General features: G+C 71.8%; 14 protein-coding genes, 1 pseudogene and 1 riboswitch. Of the genes and pseudogenes, 3 read left to right on the forward strand and 12 right to left on the reverse strand.

The window, feature by feature from the left end; translation table 11 throughout:
- Positions 1–6: 6 nt before the first annotated feature.
- The 3 genes and pseudogenes from ACH4E7_RS01680 to sodN all read right to left on the reverse strand — a co-directional run.
- Positions 7–223: pseudogene (locus ACH4E7_RS01680) on the reverse strand (iron transporter); the annotation flags it as partial.
- A 65-nt stretch (positions 224–288) separates the two neighbouring features.
- Positions 289–534 carry a hypothetical protein gene (locus ACH4E7_RS01685; protein WP_396246992.1) on the reverse strand — a complete coding sequence of 82 codons (246 nt, stop codon included), beginning with the start codon at positions 532–534 and terminating at the stop codon, positions 289–291.
- 99 nt (positions 535–633) lie between these two features.
- Positions 634–766, reverse strand: a riboswitch (cobalamin riboswitch).
- 101 nt (positions 767–867) lie between these two features.
- Positions 868–1,263: a superoxide dismutase, Ni gene (gene sodN, locus ACH4E7_RS01690; protein WP_030057980.1), complete on the reverse strand. Its 396-nt coding sequence runs from the start codon at positions 1,261–1,263 to the stop codon at positions 868–870.
- A gap of 258 nt (positions 1,264–1,521) precedes the next feature.
- Between sodN and sodX the strand changes: the two genes are divergently transcribed.
- A complete protein-coding gene (gene sodX / locus ACH4E7_RS01695) occupies positions 1,522–1,884 on the forward strand; it encodes a nickel-type superoxide dismutase maturation protease (RefSeq protein ID WP_396247145.1) in 363 nt (120 codons plus the stop codon).
- On the opposite strand, the gene ACH4E7_RS01700 is transcribed toward sodX, so the two are convergent.
- The 5 genes from ACH4E7_RS01700 to ACH4E7_RS01720 all read right to left on the reverse strand — a co-directional run bounded on the left by ACH4E7_RS01700 (position 1,881) and on the right by ACH4E7_RS01720 (position 6,715).
- Entirely contained in the window at positions 1,881–2,477 is a 597-nt protein-coding gene (locus ACH4E7_RS01700) for a CGNR zinc finger domain-containing protein (RefSeq protein WP_396246993.1), read from the reverse strand. The genes sodX and ACH4E7_RS01700 overlap by 4 nt on opposite strands.
- A 114-nt stretch (positions 2,478–2,591) precedes the next feature.
- On the reverse strand, positions 2,592–3,389 hold the full coding sequence (locus ACH4E7_RS01705) for an amino acid ABC transporter ATP-binding protein (protein ID WP_396246994.1): 798 nt from the start codon (positions 3,387–3,389) through the stop codon (positions 2,592–2,594).
- Entirely contained in the window at positions 3,386–4,360 is a 975-nt protein-coding gene (locus ACH4E7_RS01710) for an amino acid ABC transporter permease (RefSeq protein WP_396246995.1), read from the reverse strand. The genes ACH4E7_RS01705 and ACH4E7_RS01710 overlap by 4 nt, the downstream gene beginning before the upstream one ends.
- Before the next feature lie 36 nt (positions 4,361–4,396).
- Positions 4,397–5,329 (reverse strand): ABC transporter substrate-binding protein, encoded by a 933-nt coding sequence (locus ACH4E7_RS01715; protein ID WP_396246996.1) that lies wholly within the window; start codon positions 5,327–5,329, stop codon positions 4,397–4,399.
- Positions 5,330–5,788: 459 nt separating this feature from the next.
- Positions 5,789–6,715: an ABC transporter substrate-binding protein gene (locus tag ACH4E7_RS01720; RefSeq protein ID WP_396246997.1), complete on the reverse strand. Its 927-nt coding sequence runs from the start codon at positions 6,713–6,715 to the stop codon at positions 5,789–5,791.
- Between the two features lie 578 nt (positions 6,716–7,293).
- On the opposite strand from ACH4E7_RS01720, the gene ACH4E7_RS01725 reads away from it, so the two are divergent.
- Both ACH4E7_RS01725 and ACH4E7_RS01730 read left to right on the forward strand, forming a co-directional pair.
- Entirely contained in the window at positions 7,294–8,490 is a 1,197-nt protein-coding gene (locus ACH4E7_RS01725; protein ID WP_396246998.1) for an NADP-dependent malic enzyme, read from the forward strand.
- A 160-nt stretch (positions 8,491–8,650) separates the two neighbouring features.
- Entirely contained in the window at positions 8,651–9,613 is a 963-nt protein-coding gene (locus ACH4E7_RS01730; RefSeq protein ID WP_396246999.1) for a zinc-binding dehydrogenase, read from the forward strand.
- Between the two features lie 77 nt (positions 9,614–9,690).
- Here the strand turns inward: ACH4E7_RS01730 and ACH4E7_RS01735 are convergent, their stop codons facing one another.
- The 4 genes from ACH4E7_RS01735 to ACH4E7_RS01750 all read right to left on the reverse strand — a co-directional run bounded on the left by ACH4E7_RS01735 (position 9,691) and on the right by ACH4E7_RS01750 (position 14,070).
- Positions 9,691–10,716 carry a PadR family transcriptional regulator gene (locus ACH4E7_RS01735; RefSeq protein ID WP_396247000.1) on the reverse strand — a complete coding sequence of 342 codons (1,026 nt, stop codon included), beginning with the start codon at positions 10,714–10,716 and terminating at the stop codon, positions 9,691–9,693.
- A gap of 1 nt (position 10,717) precedes the next feature.
- On the reverse strand, positions 10,718–11,656 hold the full coding sequence (locus ACH4E7_RS01740; RefSeq protein WP_396247001.1) for a DUF4097 family beta strand repeat-containing protein: 939 nt from the start codon (positions 11,654–11,656) through the stop codon (positions 10,718–10,720).
- A 204-nt stretch (positions 11,657–11,860) separates the two neighbouring features.
- Complete coding sequence (locus ACH4E7_RS01745; protein ID WP_207810531.1) at positions 11,861–12,040, reverse strand: DUF6104 family protein; 180 nt, start codon at positions 12,038–12,040, stop codon at positions 11,861–11,863.
- A gap of 50 nt (positions 12,041–12,090) precedes the next feature.
- Positions 12,091–14,070: a protein kinase gene (locus ACH4E7_RS01750; RefSeq protein ID WP_396247002.1), complete on the reverse strand. Its 1,980-nt coding sequence runs from the start codon at positions 14,068–14,070 to the stop codon at positions 12,091–12,093.
- Positions 14,071–14,291: the final 221 nt, after the last annotated feature.

A 14,291-nucleotide genomic window follows, 5' to 3' on the forward strand; every position in this document is an offset into this window, starting at 1 on the left:
GGCCGGTCAGCGGGCCGGGACGGTGCGCAGGTAGTCGGCCAGGGTGCTGATCGCGGCCGGGTTGCGCGGGCTCTCGACCAGGTCGACGTAGTCCAGCACGACGATCCGGTCGTTCCTGATCGCGGAGACGTCGGCCAGCGGCCGGGAAGGACTTCAGGAACCGCCGCTTCTCCTCGGCGCCGGGGGTCGCGTAGTCGTTGATCACGATCACCTCGGGGTCGCGCAGCCGGGGCTCCTGGACGAGGGCGCGGGCGATCAGCACCCGCTGCTTCTCGCCGCCGGACAGGTTCAGGGAGCCGCGCCGGCGAGGTGTTCGGCCCGTACCCGGCGCAGCGCCGCGGTGCAGCGCCGTCGGTCCTCGGCGGTCGGGCCGCCCATGCCGCGGCGGTGCGGCAGCCGGCCCATCAGGCGATGGCGTACGTGGGGGAGTTCGATCCCGGAGGCGCCGAGCGCGACCCCGCAGACCAGGGGGAGCAGCAGGCCGGCGGCGAGGGGGAGCGTGGGTGTTCGGCGAACGGGTGACGTTCTGTCCACGTGGGGCCGCGCCTTGCCTCGGGCCGCGGGCGTGCCGGGGCGGGCGCCGGCCGGGGCGTGCCCGGGCGCCTTCCCCCTCGCAGTCCACGGCGAGTTGTCGGGAGTTCAGCGGCCGAGGGCGATCGGGCTGGCACGGACGCGGGGGTGTCCCCGGGGCCGCGCTCACCGTTGCGGGTCAGCGCCGGATTCACACCGGACTTCCCCCTCGGACGCCCTGGCGGCATAACAGTCACTCAGGCCAGGCAGCCCTTGCCCAGTGCGGATCGGGCGTGAACGCACGACCGCCCCCGTCCGACGGGCGGACGGGGGCGGCCGGGTGGCGACGCGTCAGGCTCAGGCCTGCTTGGTCTCCCAGAAGATCTTGTCGACCTCGGCGATCAGGTCCAGCAGGGCCTGGCCGGTGGCCGGGTCGGTGGACGCCTTGGCGGCCGAGGCGGCCTTCAGGGTGTCGTTGATCAGCTTGTGCAGCTGCGGGTACTTCTCGAAGTGCGGGGCCTTGAAGTAGTCGCTCCACAGCACCGAGATGTGGTGCTTGACGGCCTCGGCGCGCTGCTCCTTGATGATGATGGCGCGGGCGCGGAAGTGCGGGTCCTCGTTGGCCTGGTACTTCTCCTGGGTGGCCTTGACCGACTCGGCCTCAAGCTTGGCCTGCGCCGGGTCGTACACGCCGCAGGGCAGGTCGCAGTGGGCGTGAGCGGTGGCGCGCGGTGCAAACAGACGAGAGAACATGGGAGTCCTTCCTTAGATCGTCTTCCCGCGCCCGAGATTACCCTTCCGTCCTCGGGGTTTCGCGATCGGGCGGTGGGCCTAGGGCAAAAGGCGGACCCGGAACCGGGGTAATCCGGACATCGAACGGGTGACGGTCCGTGCGGCAGACTGGGGGCGGGCGGTCCGGGAGGAGGAGTCGTGGCGCGGAGTACGGAGCCGGAGGGCGGCGCGGGAGGCGGCGCGGTGCCGTTCGGGCTGGTCGACGTGGCGGGTCCGTCGATGATCCCGACCCTGCGCGAGGGCGACCAGCTGCTGGTCCGCTACGGCGCGCCGATCCGACCGGGCGCGGTGGTGCTGTTCCGGCACCCCTTCCAGCAGGACCTGCTGGTGGTGAAGCGGGCCGCCGAGCGCCGTCCGAAGGGCTGGTGGCTGCTGTCCGACAACCGCCCGGTGGACAGCGACAGCCGCAGCTACGGGCCGGTCCCGGACGACCTGGTGCTCGGCCGGGTGCTGCTGCGGCTGCGCCCGAGCCCGGCCTGGCTGGCGCCGGGCCGGCGGCTGGAGCGGCTGCTGCTCAGCCCCCGGCTGGCCCGGGTGCCGGGCCTGGCCCGCCGGCTCGGGGTCTGGGTGGAGGAGGTTTAGGGACTCTGGTCCGTGGCGCTGAGCGCCGCCTCGGCCTCCTGCCGCTTGCGGGCCCGGTAGGCGGCCACGTTGGCGCGGGTCGCGCAGCGGTCCGAGCAGTAGCGGCGGGAGCGGTTGGTCGAGGTGTCCAGGTAGGCGTTGCGGCAGGGCGCGGCCTGGCAGATGCCGAGCCGGTCGGCGCCCAGCTCGGTGAGGTGGACGGCCAGGCCCATGCAGGCGACCGCGCTGAAGTGCGCGGTGGCGGTCGGTGAGTTGTCGGCCAGGTGCAGGTGCCAGCGTGGCCGGCCGGCGTCGTCCAGGTAGTCGTGCCCGGAGACCAGCGGGCTGACGGGGTACTCCATCAGCAGGCTGTTCAGCAGGTCGACGCCCCGGACCTCGTCGCCCTCGGCGGCGGCCTCGAACACCCCGCGCAGCCTGGTCCGCACGGCCCGCAGCCGGGGCACGTCGGACTCGTCGGCGAGCGCGGCGGCCCGGGAGGAGTCGGAGAACAGGGTGCGCACCGCGTCCACGGAGGTCAGCGTGTCGGTGCCGCGCTCGGGTTCCTCGGTGTTCACCAGCCGAACGGCGAGATCGGCGTAGGAGGCGAGCTCCACGGCGGTCCTTCCAGAGATTTCGGTAACGGGCTGACTGCTTCCAGCCTATTACCTGATGGGGGAAAACGGCGGCGCCCGGCAGGAAACCGCCTGCCGGGCGCCGATCGTACGGGCTCAGAGGACCTTGGAGAGGAAGGCCCGGGTGCGTTCGTGCTGGGGGTTGGTGAGCACCTCGCGGGGGTTGCCGGACTCGACCACCACACCGCCGTCCATGAACACCAGCGCGTCGCCGACCTCGCGGGCGAAGCCCATCTCGTGGGTGACGACGATCATCGTCATCCCCTCCTCGGCCAGGCCGCGCATGACGTCCAGCACCTCGCCGACCAGCTCCGGGTCGAGCGCCGAGGTGGGCTCGTCGAAGAGCATCAGCTTGGGCTTCATGGCCAGTGCGCGGGCGATGGCCACGCGCTGCTGCTGGCCGCCGGAGAGCTGCGAGGGGTAGTTGTTCGCCTTGTCGGCGAGGCCCACCCGCTCCAGCAGGGCCATCCCGCGCTCCTTGGCGGCGGCCTTGGTCTCCTTGCGGACCTGCACCGGCGCCTCTATGACGTTCTCCAGCGCGGTCATGTGCGGGAAGAGGTTGAAGTGCTGGAACACCATGCCGATGTCCCGGCGCTTCTGCGCGACCTCGCGGTCCCTCAGCTCGTGCAGCCGGTCGCCCTTCATCCGGTAGCCGACCAGTTCGCCGTCCACCGAGAGGAAGCCGCCGTTGATCTTCTCCAGGTGGTTGATGCACCGCAGGAAGGTCGACTTGCCGGACCCGGACGGGCCGACCAGGACGAACACCTCGCCCTTCTTGACCTCCAGGTCGATGCCCTTGAGCACCTCCACCAGGCCGTAGGACTTGCGCACGCCCTGCGCCTCGACCATCGGTACGGGTCGGGCGTCCGCCTGGGGCTTGGTCAGGTCGGTCATACGTGGCCACCTCCTTCGAGGCCCGTGATCACGTCGCCCTTGGCCGGCGGGACGGGCTTGCCGGCGAACAGCCGGCGCAGTCGCTGCAGCGGCGTGGGCGGGAGCACCCGGTTGGCGCCGCGCGCGTAGTAGCGCTCGATGTAGTACTGGACCACGGTGAGGATCGAGGTCAGCAGCAGGTACCAGATGCTGACGACGATCAGCAGCGGAATGGTCTGGAAGGTGCGCGAGTAGATGTTCTGACCGGCCCGGAGCAGCTCCTCCAGGGAGATCGCCGAGACCAGGGAGGTGGTCTTCAGCATCGAGATGGTCTCGTTGCCGGTCGGCGGGATGATCACGCGCATCGCCTGCGGCAGGATGATCCGCCGCATGGTGGTGAACTGGCTCATGCCCAGCGCGTGCGCGGCCTCGGTCTGGCCGAGCGGCACGGACTGGATGCCGCCGCGGACGATCTCCGCCATGTACGCGGCCTCGTTGAGGCCCAGGCCCAGCAGGGCGGCGACGAACAGCGGGATCGCCTCGTTGGTCGGCTGGGACCAGAAGGCCGGGCCGAACGGGATGCCGATCGAGATGGTGGGCCAGAGCGTGCCCAGGAAGTTCCAGAACAGCAGCTGGACCAGCACCGGGGTGCCGCGGAAGACCCAGATGTAGAACCAGGCGGTGCTGGAGAGCACCGGGTTCGGCGACAGGCGCATGATCGCGAGGATGATGCCGCCCGACACGCCGATCAGCATGGAGAGGAAGGTCAGCTCAAGGGTGACGCCGAGGCCGTGCAGGATCGAGGAGTCGAAGAGGTACGAGCCGACGACGTCCCACTGGAACTGGGGATTCGTGGTGAGGGCGTGGATCAGCATCGCCGCGAGGAGCGCGACGACTGCTGCCCCGACCCAGCGTCCGGGGTGGCGGACCGGGACGGCCTTGAGGGATTCGGGCCGTCCCGGGTGCACCGACCCCTGGTCGGAAGAGTTCACTGTGTGGCCTCAGGGGTTGTGTTCAGAACAGCGGAATCAGCTGGCGGCGCCGTTGACGACGGACTTGTCGATCGCGCCCGCCTGCACGCCCCACTTCTCCAGGATGCTCTTGTAGGTGCCGTCCGCCATCAGGGACTGGACGGCGCCCTGGACGGCCTTGGAGAGCGGCGAGTTCTTCGCCAGCACGACGCCGTACGGGGCGGTGTCGGTCACCTGGCCGACCTTCTCCAGCTGCCCGTTGGTCTGCTTGATCGCGTAGTCGACGACCGGGGAGTCGGCCAGCATGACCTGGTCGCGGCCGGAGACCAGCGCCTGGGTGACGTCGGTCTGCAGGTCGAACTTGTCGCCGTCGTTCGGGACGGTCGGCTTACCGGCCTTGACGCAGGCGGGGTTGATGGTGTCCTTGACCGCGTCGGCCTGGGTGGTACCGGTCTGGACGGCGACCTTCTTGCCGCACAGGTCCGTGGGGTCGATCTTGTCGGGGTTGCCCTTCTTGACCGCGGCGCCCGTACCGGCGCTGAAGTAGGTGACCATGTCGACCGACGCCTCGCGCTCCTTCGTGTCGGTGAAGGAGCTCATGGCCATCGTGTACTTGTTGCCCGTGATGCCCGGGATGATCGCGTCGAACGTCGCGTTCTGGACGTCGGCGGTCAGGCCCAGCTTCTTGGCGATGGCGTTGGCCAGGTCGACGTCCATGCCGACGATGGCGCCCTTGTCGTCCTTGAACTCGTTCGGCGCGTAGGAGGCGTCGGTGGCGACCACGATCTTGCCGGCGGACTTGACGTCGGCCGGGACGAGGGCGGCCAGCGACGGGTCGGCGGCCACGGCGGGGACCGTCACGCTGGCGTTGGCGCCGGTGGAGGAGCCGGACGAGGACTTGCTGCTGCCGCAGCCGGTCAGCACGAGGGAGACGGACACGGCGGCCACGCCGGCCGCGAAGAGGCGGGTGCGCTGGGTACGGGCGGTCATGAGGGGGATCTCCTCCTGGGGAGAGAAATCGGGCGGAGCGCGCCGCGGGAGCGGCGCCCTGGGCAGCTGGCCGTACGGAGCCGTACGGATGGGTATGTCGCTGTACGTCGTCGTACGGGCGTGCCGGGGTGGTGCAGTTGCCTGGGCACAGGGGGCCGCCCAGGGTGGTGCGGGGTACTGCTTTCCGCCACCCTCCGCCGAGGTGGACGTTGACCGGAACCGCCTCGACCAGTGGTCGGCTCGATCCGAGATGGGGGGAATCCTGCCATCTGATGACGGTCAGGTGGCCCTCATCCAGATCAAAATCGGATAACAAGGGCCCGCGCCGTCCGCTATTCGGACGAATCGCGTGCCCCTGTCACCCTGCGTATAAGTATGCAGATCCCTCCGCACTCCGCCCGGAGGCCCGCCGGGGTCCGCCCGTTCGCCCGTCCGCCGGTCCGGAGTGCCCGACCCCGCTCAGATGCCCCCGTTGACCACCGCGTTCTGCGCCGCGCCGGCGCTCACGTTCCACTTGCCGAGGATCTTGTCGTAGTCGCCGCTGCGGATCAGCTGGTCGACCGCCTTGGCCAGGGCGTCCCGCAGGTCGGTGTCCTGCTTGCGCACCGCGATCCCGTACGGGTTGGAGGTGGACTGCGCGCCGGTCACCTCGAAGCGGCCGCCGCCGTCGGTGGTCTTCGCCGCGTAGGCGGCCACCGGGAAGTCGTTCACGCCGGCCGCGGCGGCGCCGGAGGCGACCTCGGCCAGCGCCTTGGCGTCGGTGTCGAACTTGTGCACGGTCAGCTGACGGCCGGTTCGGGCACAGACGGCCACCTGCCGCGTGGCGATCTCGTCCTGGGTGGTGCCCTGCTGGAGGGAGATGGTCTTGCCGCACAGGTCGTCCAGGGTCTTGATCCCCTTGGGGTTGCCCTTCGGGACGACGATCGAGGCGCCGGCGATGAAGTAGTCCACGAAGTCCACGCCCGGGTTGACCTGCTTGCCGTTCTCGTCCAGGCCCTCGCGGCGCTGGCGGACGTCGCTGATCGCGGACATCGCCACGTCGAACTGCTTGCCCTGCAGGCTCGGTATCAGCTTGTCGAACGAGGTGTCCACGAACTCGATCCGCACGTCGAGGATCTTGCCGAGGGCTGTGGCGATCTCCGGGTCGAGGCCGGCCGGCTTGCCGTCCTGGCCGCGGAACTCCACCGGCGCGTAGTTGACGTCCATGCCGATGCGCAGCACCCCGGCCGAGCGCTGCGCCTTGGGCAGCTTGGCGCGGATGTCCTTGACCGGGTCGCTCGCGGCGGCCTGTCCGTCGCCGCCGCAGCCGGTGAGCAGCAGGGCTCCGGCGACGGCCAGTGCGGCTCCGGTGAGGGCCGGACGGCGGACCTGGGGGACGTGAGGCATGAGGGTGGCTCCTGTGGGCGGGACGTGCGGTCGCCCCGGTGTCGCGGTGGTGTCCGTCGAACGGCGGACAAGCGATCCTGTCATCCCACCCTGCCGGGCCCAGCGGCGGGTGTGTCAGAATTCGGTACCGGGTGACCCCCGAACGCTCGAACCAGGCCGACGAGCCCCGACAGGCTCGGGGTGCCCAGGAACGGAAGTCATCACGTGGCTCCGTATCCGGGGTACCGACTCCCCTCCGGGTCTGCGTTCACTCCTGCGGGTGTGCGTGCGTTCACGCCGTTGCCGTTGTTGGTGCCCGACGCTTCCGACGCCGGGTCCGGTTGACGCGACAGCACGGCGATGAACGGCACGTGACGAGGACGAAAAGGCATAGGTGCGATGCCTTTGTCCGACTTACGCTCGGCCCGGTAGCACAACGCGGACAACACAAGACCCCATAAAACCCTCATCCGAGGGCGCCACCCGACGGGCGCCCCGACCCTGACCCCGGGTCCGCTTCGGCGTACCCGGTTTCCGGTTTCCGGACGGGTCGTCCTGTCGGCCGCGCACCTCGCCAGATCAATGACGAAGAGGTCATCGTGGCAGCGGAGATCATTCACAGCAGCACCCAGGACACCGACGATCCGGTTGACGCCGTTTTCGCGCTCCACCGCGGCGGCAAGATGGAGATCCGGGCGACCGTGCCGGTGCGCGACGCGGACGACCTGTCCCTCGCCTACACCCCCGGTGTCGCGCGGGTCTGCACGGCCATCGCCGAGCAGCCCGAGCTGGTCAACGACTACACCTGGAAGTCCAACACCGTCGCGGTGGTCACCGACGGCACCGCGGTGCTGGGCCTCGGCGACATCGGCCCGGAGGCCTCGCTCCCGGTGATGGAGGGCAAGGCCATCCTGTTCAAGCAGTTCGGCGGCGTGGACGCGGTGCCGATCGCGCTCGCCTGCACCGAGGCCGACGAGATCGTCGAGACCGTGGTGCGGCTGGCGCCGTCCTTCGGCGGCGTCAACCTGGAGGACATCTCCGCCCCCCGCTGCTTCGAGATCGAGCGCCGGCTGCAGGAGGCCCTGGACATCCCGGTCTTCCACGACGACCAGCACGGCACCGCGATCGTCACCACCGCGGCCCTGTGGAACGCGGCCGAGGTGACCGGCCGTGAGATCGGTTCGCTGCGGGCCGTCATCTCCGGCGCGGGCGCGGCCGGCATCGCCATCGCCAAGATGCTGCTGGCGGCGGGCATCGGCGACGTGGCCGTCTGCGACCGCAAGGGCGTGGTCCACGAGGGCCGCGGCGACCTGACGGACGTCAAGGCCGAGATCGCCGGGCTGACCAACCGTTCGGGCCTGAAGGGCTCGCTGGCCGACGCGCTGGCCGGCGCCGACGTGTTCATCGGCGTCTCCGGCGGCACCGTGCCGGAGGAGGTCGTCGCGACGATGGCCGAGGGCGCGTTCATCTTCGCGATGGCCAACCCCAACCCGGAGATCCACCCCGAGGTCGCGCACAAGTACGCGGCGGTCGTCGCCACCGGGCGCAGCGACTTCCCGAACCAGATCAACAACGTGCTGGCCTTCCCGGGCATCTTCGCCGGCGCGCTGCAGGTGCGGGCCTCGCGGATCACCGAGGGCATGAAGCTGGCCGCCGCCAAGGCGCTGGCCGGCGTGGTGGCCGACGAGCTGACGCCGCAGAAGGTCATCCCCTCGCCGTTCGACGAGCGGGTCGCCCCGGCGGTCAGCAAGGCGGTGGCCGAGGCCGCCCGCGCCGAGGGCGTGGCGCGGATCTGACGATCCGGCGAATTCTGCCCCCCCGAGCGCCGGAGCGACGACCGTCGGCAACGGGTTCGAGCGCCCGGAGGCGAGCGGGGGAGTCACAGCCTGAGGCCGGGACGCGCGTCACACCCACGCGTGGTTCCCGGCCTCGGCCGTCCCGGCTATCGTCCGGGACATGTTTGCTGCCTACGCCGCACGTATCGACGCCGACGACCCGCTCAGCGGGCTGGAGTTGGGCGAACTCCCCGAGCCGCAGGCCCGCCCCGGGTGGAGCGTGGTCACGGTCAAGGCCGCCAGCCTCAACCACCACGACCTGTGGTCGCTGCGCGGGGTCGGGCTGCCCGCCGAGAAGCTGCCGATGATCCTCGGGTGCGACGCCGCCGGGGTCGACGAGGACGGCAACGAGGTGGTCATCCACTCGGTGATCGGCCAGACCGGCCACGGGGTGGGCCCGAACGAGCCCCGGTCCATCCTGACCGAGCGCTACCAGGGCACCTTCGCCCAGCAGGTGGCCGTGCCCACCTGGAACCTGCTGCCCAAGCCCGCCGAGCTGAGCTTCGAGGAGGCCGCCTGCCTGCCCACGGCCTGGCTGACGGCCTACCGGATGCTGTTCACCAACGCCGGGGTCAAGCCCGGTGACACCGTCCTGGTGCAGGGGGCCGGCGGTGGGGTGGCGACCGCGCTGATCGTCCTCGGCAAGGCGGCCGGCCTGCGGGTCTGGGTCACCGGCCGGGACGAGGCCAAGCGCCGCCGGGCGGTCGAGCTCGGCGCGGACGCGGCCTTCGAGAGCGGCGCCCGGCTGCCCGCCCGAGTGGACGCGGTGATGGAGACGGTCGGCGCCGCGACCTGGTCGCACTCGGTGAAGTCGCTGCGCCCGGGCGGCACCATCGTCATCTCGGGTGCCACCTCCGGCCCGAACCCGAGCGCCACCGAGCTGAACCGGATCTTCTTCCTGGAGCTCAAGGTGGTCGGCTCGACCATGGGCACCAAGGAGGAGCTGGCCGGGCTGCTCTCGCTGTGCGCGACCACCGGCGTCCGTCCGGTGATCGACTCGGTGCTGCCGCTGACCGAGGCCCGGGACGGCTTCGCCCGGCTCGCCAAGGGCGACGTCTTCGGCAAGATCGTGCTCAACCCCTGAGGTACGGCGGTCCTGGCACCCGGCGGCCCGGCGCCCCCGAAGGGGGCACCGGGCCGAGACCGTCGGGACCGCCGGCCTCAGCCGAGCAGCCGCTTCAGCCGCTCGCCGGCCGCACCCAGCACCGAGCGGGCCTCGGCCAGCTCGTCGGCGCTCACCCCGCCGTCCCGGGCCGTGTCGCGGACCTGGTCGCGGAAGCGGTCGAGCAGCCGCTCCAACTCGCGGGCCGGATCCTCGGCCGGGTCGGTGCGCGTCCACGCCGGCAGGTCGGCGGGGGCGGTGGCCCCGTCCTTGTCCAGGTCGATCCGGGTCACCGTGATCTTCTCGGCCGGCTCGTCCGCGGGCTGGCCCCAGCGGGCCGCGTCGGCCAGCCCGGCCAGGCCCTTGGTCAGCTCGGACAGGCCCTCGGCCAGCCCGGTCGGCCAGTCGCCCTTCGCGGCGTGCTCGCGCACCTGCTGCTCGACCCGGCGCTTGATCCGCAGCGCCTCCTGCTGGGCGGCGGTGCGGGAGGCCTTGGCCTGCTCGCGCAGCCGGCGGGCCTCCTCCTCGGCGGCCTTCGCCTTGGCCTTGGCGGCCTTCTCCTGCTCCCGGGCGCGCTTGGCCTGCTCCTTGGCCTGCCGCTTGAACTGGGCGAACTCATCCTTGGCGCGCTGCCAGGACTCGTTGTCGCCCCAGGGGCCGGCCCACGGGTCGCCGGAGCCCTCGGCGCGGTCCGGCCGGGGGGCCTGCCGGGCGGCCTGCCAGAGCTCCTCGCGCAGGTCCTTGGCGCTGTCCCGGACGTCCTCCCGGATCGCCCCGGCGAGCTGCGCCACGGAGTCGTGGATCTCGACCTCCAGCTCGTCCAACTCACCCTGGCGGGCTTCGAGTTCCGCGCGCCCGGCGTCGGTCAGCCGGTAGACCTTGCGGCCGCCCTCGGTGCTGTGGCTGACCAGGCCCTCCTGCTCCAGCTTGGCCAGTCGCGGGTAGACCGTGCCGGCGGAGGGGGCGTACAGGCCCTGGAAGCGCTCCTCCAGCAGGCGGATCACCTCGTAGCCGTGCCGAGGGGCCTCGTCCAGCAGCTTCAACAGGTAGAGCCGGAGCCGGCCGTGGCCGAACACGGGGGTCATCTCAGGCCTCCTTGGTGAGATCGGGCCCCGCGGGCGAGTCGGAGCCGGGCGTGTCGGAGCCGGGGGCGGCCGGGAGCTCCCTGACCACTGCCGGGGCGTCGTCCTCGGGCTCGGGGCGGCGCAGCACGGTGACCGCGCCGGAGACGGTGGTGACATTGAGGCTGCCGCGGCCCTCGCCGAGCTGGCCGGAGATCTTCTTGGCGCCCCAGGTGCTGCTCATCTTCAGCTCGTCGAAGGTGCTGGAGACCTCGCCGCTGGTGGAGCCGGCCTCGACGGTGGCGTCGGCCAGCGAGGGGATGCGGACCACGACGGCGCCGCTGACGGTGTTGACCTTGACGTCGGTCTCGCCGGCCACGTCGAGGTCCAGGGTGACGGCGCCGGTGACGGTGTTGGCCTGGACCTTGTCGGCGGTGCCGGCGATCAGGGTGAGCTGTCCGGAGACGCTGTTGACCTTGAGCCGCCCGCCCACCGCCTGGGCGTCCACGTCGCCGGTCACGGTGCTGGCGTCGATCCGGCCGGTCAGCCCGGCCAGGGTGGTGTCGCCGCTGGCGCTCTGCACCGAGACGTGGCCCTCGACGCCGGTGACGGTGGCGTCGGCGGACACGGTGCCGACCTTGACCTCGGTGCCGGCCGGGACGGTCAGGGTGACCGCGACGGAGCGCTTGCGCTTGAAGGAGTCGAAGAAGGCGCGGACCGAGCCGACCGACTTGATCCAGTCGCCGAACTCGCCCCAGCTGTTGATGTCCTTGTAGGTGACCGTCAGGACGCCGTCCACCAGGGTCACGTGCAGCGGCTCGCCCTTGAGCTCGGTGACCTCCAGGCGGGCCGGGCCCTCGGCCGCGACCACGTTCACCGAGCCGTCGATGACGCGGACGTGCAGCGCGCGCACCTCCTCGGGCACGGTGGTCCTGCCGGGTCCCTCGATCGTCCACTGGCTCATCTCTGCCGCCTCCCGTTCAGCGATCGCGATGTATCGCGTTCTCTTCTAAAGACGATATATCGCGTGCTGGGAAAAGCAAGCGGTTCCGCCCCCGATCCCACCCCGATCCGGCCCCGGAGACATCCCGGAGCCGACCCCTACGGGGACACGCGAAGGGCCCGGGAGGCGGTTGCCTCCCGGGCCCTTCGTCCGGCGGTCACCGGGTCACTCGTCGTCCTCGTCGTCGAGCCGGGCCAGCCAGGTGGCCAGCCGCTCGACCGGGATCTCGAAGTCCGGGTTGAGGTCGACGAACTCGCGCAGGCGCTCGGCCAGCCACTCGAAGGTGACCTCCTCCTCGCCGCGCCGGTTCTCCAGCTCCTCGATGCCTCGGTCGGTGAAGTACACGGTTCGCTCCGGTCGGATGGGGATTGACCTGGTCAGGATAGACCCGTCGGTCAGCTGGCCCGCCAGGTGCTGACGGTCACCGAGGCGGCACCCGTGGTCGGGTCGGCCGTGGTGATCGCGGCGATGGCGATGTTCCGGGTCGCCCGGTCGCGGACGCAGAGCAGGCGGCCGGGCGCGACCCGGTTGTAGGTCAAGTCGGTGTCCGGCCGGGAGTCGATCGCGGCGGCGCACTGCTCGGCCGTCACCGTCGGCTCGGTGATCACGGCGAAGTCGGACTTCTCGTCCCCCGCGCTCTCGAAGGAGTTGGCCTTGCTGCCACTGCCGGTGTTGGTGACGCCGAGCCCCCACTTCAGGTCGCTGGAGCCGCTGCGCGGCACCACCGTGCCGGCGTTCAGGTCGATCCGGTACGCGTCGGAGGAGTACTCGGCGGCCGGGATCGAGAGCGCCTTCTTGTCCAGCAGCAGGGTGTAGCCGGCCGGTCGGGCGGGGGCGGAGACGGTGCTCGGGCCGGACTTCGAGGGCACGGCCGTCACCGGCGCGTTGGATGCGGTGGCACTCGGGCCGGAGACGGAGTCGCCCTGGCTGGGCGCCGGGTTCGGATTGCTCTGGATGACGGTCACCGCGGGGGCCGGGGTGGTGCTCGCCGTCGGCTTCTTGCCGTCGTCCAGCTTCTTCATCAGCACCACGCCGCCCGCGGTGCCGCCGACCGCCATCACCAGGGCGACGGTGAGCAGCACCTTCCAGGACACCCCGCCCTTGCGCTCGGGCTCGGGCTCGGGCGGCGCCGGGGTGACGGCGGTGACCATCGGGCCGGGCGGCGGGGTGTCGAAGGACGGCTGCTCCGGCTGGAGCTGGACGGTCGGCGGGGCGGGCAACACCGGGGCGGTCGGCGTCTCGGTCGGCGGCTGCGAGGCGCCGTACGCGCCGAGCGGCGGCGGGGCGAAGCCCGGCGGGGGCGTGGCCGGCTGCTGCGGGGCACGGGTCATCGCGGTGGCCGGGTGGGTCGGCTGCGGGGGAGCGGCCGGGCCGGCGGGCGGCGGGGTGGCCGGGGCCGACGGCGCGGTGGCGGGCGCGGCCGGCAGCGGGGTGGGCGGCGTCCTGGGCAGGTCGGAGCGGCGGGTGATCTCGGTGTTGACCTGCCGCGGCAGCCAGTCGTCGCCGAACCGCAGCTGGCCGCCGACCTCCGGGTGGTTGCGGGCGGCCTGGATGATCTCGGCGGGCTTGGGGCGGTCCTCCGGGGACTTCGCCAGGCAGCGCTGGATCAGTTCGCGCAGGTCCGCCGGGACGGCCTCCAGGTCCGCCTCCTCGTGCACCACCCGGTAGAGCACCGCGGTGTCCGGCCCGTCGCCGAACGGCGCGGTGCCGCCGGCCACGTACGCGGCCAGGGCGCCGAGCGCGAAGACGTCGGTGGCGGGGGTGACCGGTCGGCCCTGGGCCTGCTCGGGGGACATGAAGGCGGGGGAGCCGATCCGGTAGCCGGTGCCGGTCAGCGCGGTGGCGTCGGCGGCCCGGGCGATGCCGAAGTCGATCACCCGCGGGCCGTCCCCGGCGACCAGCACGTTGGCGGGCTTGAGGTCGCGGTGGACCACCTCGACGCTGTGGATCGCCTGCAGCGCCTCGGCGATGCCGCCCATCAGCAGCAGCACGGTGCGGACCGGCAGCGCGCCGTTCTCCCGCACCACCTGCTGCAGGGACGGGCCCGGGACGTACGCGGTGACCAGCCAGGGGGCGTCCGAGTCCAGGCCGCCGGAGTCGATCACCTGTGCGGTGTACAGCCCGTGGATCCGCTGGGCGTTGCTGACCTCCTGGGCGAAGCGGCGGCGGAACTCGCCGTCCTCGGCGAACTCGGGGCGGACCACCTTGAGCGCCACCGGGCGCCCGCCCGGCGTGTACGAGAGGTAGACCCGGCCCATGCCGCCGGCGCCGAGCCGGGCGAACAGACGGTAGCCGCCGACCTCCCGGGGGTCGTCCGGGAGGAGTGGCTGGAAGACCGGAGGAAGCTTGCCGGGATGCGGCGTGTCGGCGGTCATGTGGTGATCCCCCTGGGAGAGCGGTGAGGTCGTTCGGCCGGGCCGCGGGCGCGATGGCGGGCGCCGGGCGGCGATCTGGCGAGCCATAACCTATCGATCCGTCAGGAAGTCGTGCAGGCTGGTCCCGGTTTGGTTGCAGAGCTGCGACCTTTCCCCGGGCACGACAGAACGCCCGCGGCCCCCGCCTCCCTGGTCGGGAGACGGGGGCCGCGGGCGTTCCA

The organism is Kitasatospora sp. NPDC018058 (genome assembly GCF_044327205.1).
Taxonomy (GTDB): domain Bacteria; phylum Actinomycetota; class Actinomycetes; order Streptomycetales; family Streptomycetaceae; genus Kitasatospora.

Coding starts and splice junctions, on each gene's coding strand:
- ACH4E7_RS01730 (WP_396246999.1), top strand. CDS start 8,651: ATGTTTGCTGCCTACGCCGCACGTATCGACGCCGACGACCCGCTCAGC.
- ACH4E7_RS01750 (WP_396247002.1), bottom strand. CDS start 14,070: ATGACCGCCGACACGCCGCATCCCGGCAAGCTTCCTCCGGTCTTCCAG.
- ACH4E7_RS01740 (WP_396247001.1), bottom strand. CDS start 11,656: ATGAGCCAGTGGACGATCGAGGGACCCGGCAGGACCACCGTGCCCGAG.
- ACH4E7_RS01715 (WP_396246996.1), bottom strand. CDS start 5,329: ATGACCGCCCGTACCCAGCGCACCCGCCTCTTCGCGGCCGGCGTGGCC.
- ACH4E7_RS01735 (WP_396247000.1), bottom strand. CDS start 10,716: ATGACCCCCGTGTTCGGCCACGGCCGGCTCCGGCTCTACCTGTTGAAG.
- sodN (WP_030057980.1), bottom strand. CDS start 1,263: ATGTTCTCTCGTCTGTTTGCACCGCGCGCCACCGCTCACGCCCACTGC.
- sodX (WP_396247145.1), top strand. CDS start 1,522: ATGATCCCGACCCTGCGCGAGGGCGACCAGCTGCTGGTCCGCTACGGC.
- ACH4E7_RS01705 (WP_396246994.1), bottom strand. CDS start 3,389: ATGACCGACCTGACCAAGCCCCAGGCGGACGCCCGACCCGTACCGATG.
- ACH4E7_RS01720 (WP_396246997.1), bottom strand. CDS start 6,715: ATGCCTCACGTCCCCCAGGTCCGCCGTCCGGCCCTCACCGGAGCCGCA.